Annotated in this window: 3 protein-coding genes; 2 read left to right on the top strand and 1 reads right to left on the bottom strand. The window is 68.3% G+C overall.

Annotated features, from left to right (window positions below):
• The first annotated feature begins 27 nt into the window (after positions 1 to 27).
• Both G6048_RS47650 and G6048_RS47645 read left to right on the top strand, forming a co-directional pair.
• Complete coding sequence (locus G6048_RS47650) at positions 28 to 1,509, top strand: NCS1 family nucleobase:cation symporter-1 (RefSeq protein ID WP_165345833.1); 1,482 nt, start codon at positions 28 to 30, stop codon at positions 1,507 to 1,509.
• A gap of 2 nt (positions 1,510 to 1,511) precedes the next feature.
• Complete coding sequence (locus tag G6048_RS47645; RefSeq protein WP_165345832.1) at positions 1,512 to 2,231, top strand: aspartate/glutamate racemase family protein; 720 nt, start codon at positions 1,512 to 1,514, stop codon at positions 2,229 to 2,231.
• Between the two features lie 3 nt (positions 2,232 to 2,234).
• Here G6048_RS47645 and G6048_RS47640 read toward each other — a convergent pair.
• The coding region (locus tag G6048_RS47640; RefSeq protein ID WP_165345831.1) for a RidA family protein at positions 2,235 to 2,632 on the bottom strand (398 nt) is incomplete at its 5' end.

Raw genomic sequence — 2,632 nt, 5'->3', positions numbered from 1 at the left:
CCCTCCGCCCCTCCCCCTGGAGGTCCCGTGTCCCTCGCCGATCCGGCCGCAGCCCAGAGCGCCACCGAGTTCGTCCCCGATCCCCGGCTCACCAACGAAGACCTCGCCCCCGCGAAGAAGCGCAACTGGAAGGTCTTCGACCTCTTCGCCATGTGGATGTCCGACGTCCACAACCTCGGGAACTACACGTTCGCGGCGGGCCTGCTGGTCCTCGGTATGAACGTGTGGCAGGTCTTCACGTCCCTGCTCGTCGGCTTCGTCATCATCTACATCGGCATGAACTGGATGGGGAAGATCGGGCAGCGCCACGGTGTGCCCTTCCCGGTCGTCAGCCGCATCAGCTTCGGCGTCTGGGGCGCCAACATCCCCGCCCTGATCAGGGCCGTCATCGCGATCATGTGGTACGGAATCCAGACCTACCTGGCCTCCGTCGCCGTCAACATCATGCTGCTGGCCGCCTGGCCGGGCCTGGAGTCCTGGACGCACAACTCCTTCCTGGGGCTGCACCAGCTCGGCTGGTGCACCTTCATCGCCCTGTGGCTCATCCAGGCGGCGATCATCAGCCAGGGCATGGAGTCGGTGCGGAAGTTCCAGGACTTCTGCGGTCCGGCGATCTGGATCGTGATGATCGCGCTCGCCGTGTGGATCCTCGCCAAGGCCGGCTGGACCATCTCGCTCACCGACACCCCGAACCCGGTCTCGGTGGGCGAACAGTGGCGGCAGTGGTTCGGCGCGATCGGGCTCATCCTCGCCACGTACGGCACGCTGATGCTCAACTTCTGCGACTTCTCACGCTTCTCGCCGGACTACAAGACCGTCAAGCGCGGCAACTTCTGGGGCCTGCCCATCAACTCGACGGCGTTCGTGGTCGTCTCGGTCATCGTCACGGCGGGCTCGATCGAGGTCTTCGGCAAGGCCCACACCGAACCGGCCTACCTCGTCGCCGAGATCGGCAACACTTGGGTACTGGTGCTGGGCGCGCTGACCTTCGCCATCGCCACCATGGGCGTCAACATCGTCGCCAACTTCGTCTCACCGGCGTACGACCTGGCGAACGTCTGGCCGCAGAAGATCACCTTCAAGGTCGGCGGCATGATCAGCACGGTGGCCGCGCTGGTCGTGACCCCGTGGAACCTCTTCTCCAACCCCACCGTCGTCAACTACTTCCTCGGCGGCCTCGGCGCCTTCCTGGGCCCGCTGTTCGGCGTGATCATGCTCGACTACTTCTGGATCAAGCGCGGCCGTATCGACGTCAACGCGCTCTTCGACGCCACGCCCGGGTCCCGCTACTACTACCGCAAGGGCGTCAACCCCAAGGCTCTGTGGGCGTTCCTGCCCGCGGCTGCGGTGTCGGCGGTGTTCGCGCTGGTGAAGGACTTCAGCGCCGTGGCTCCGTACTCCTGGTTCATCGGCACGGCGATGGCCGCCGGTCTGTACGCCCTGCTCTGCCGCCCGGAGCGCGCCGCCGCCGAAGCCGCTGCCTCCGAGCCCGCAGCTGTGGAGGGCTGAACGTGCGGATCGTCGTCACCAACTGCAATACGACGCAGGAGATGACCGAGGAGATCGTACGAGGTGCCCGGGCCGCCGCAGGCCCGGGCACCACCGTGACCGGTCTGACCCCCGCGTGGGGACCCGAGTCCGTCGAGGGCTGGCTCGACAGCTACCTCTCGGCGGCGGCCGTCCTCGACACCCTGCGGACGTACGAGGACCCGTACGACGCCGTCGTCATGGCGGGGTTCGGGGAGCACGGGCGCGAGGGCGTACGGGAACTCGTGGACGTACCCGTCGTCGACATCACCGAGGCCGCGGCACATCTCGCCTGCCTGCTCGGGCGACGGTACGGCGTCGTCACCACGCTGGAGCGCTCGCGCGGACAGATCGAGGACAGCCTGTACGCGGCCGGGGTCGCCCAGAACTGCGCCGCTGTCGTGGGCACGGGCCTCGGCGTCCTCGACCTCGGTGACTCGCTCCGCACGGAGGAGGCCTTCGTGACCGCCGCCGAGCGGGCCCGCGACGCCGGTGCGGAGGTACTGGTGCTCGGCTGCGCCGGGATGACGGGACTTCAGCGGGTCGTCGGCGACAAGCTGGGCCTGCCGGTCGTCGACGGAGTGGCCGCGGCCGTGAAACTCGCTGAGTCCCTTGTCAGCCTGGGTCTGACGACAAGCCGCGCCGGGAGTTACGCGAAACCGCTGCCGAAGAGGCGGAGTTGGGGGCCGACAGACGTTTCGTAGTGCCTACGGTGCGGCGCCGGGCTCTGGCTCGGGCACGACGGCCGTCGCCGTGATCTCCACGAGTTGGCCCGAGTAACCGAGGCAGGCGACCCCGAGGAGAGTCGAGGAGTGCGGGCCGGTGCTGAGCCCGGACGCCTCGACGACGTCCCAGACCTCCGAGAGCACGGCGGGGTCGCTCGTCACGACGTACACGTCGGTGTACGCGACATGCGCCAAGTCGCTGCCGATCGCGTGCAGTTGCTCGCCCAGATTGGCGATGACCTGCTCGGCCTGCCGTACCGGGTCGCCTTCGCCTACGAGCTTTCCGCCGGCGTCGAGGGGGACGGAGCCGGCGAGGAACGCGAGCCGCGTGCCCGCTTCGACCACGGAGGCGTGGGAGTAGGTCGGGGGCGGGAAGAGGG

This window comes from Streptomyces ureilyticus, from assembly GCF_011045025.1.
Lineage (GTDB): Bacteria > Actinomycetota > Actinomycetes > Streptomycetales > Streptomycetaceae > Streptomyces > Streptomyces ureilyticus.
The sequence above is the reverse complement of the archived record's forward strand: the minus strand, read 5'-3'. Positions and strand labels throughout refer to the sequence as shown.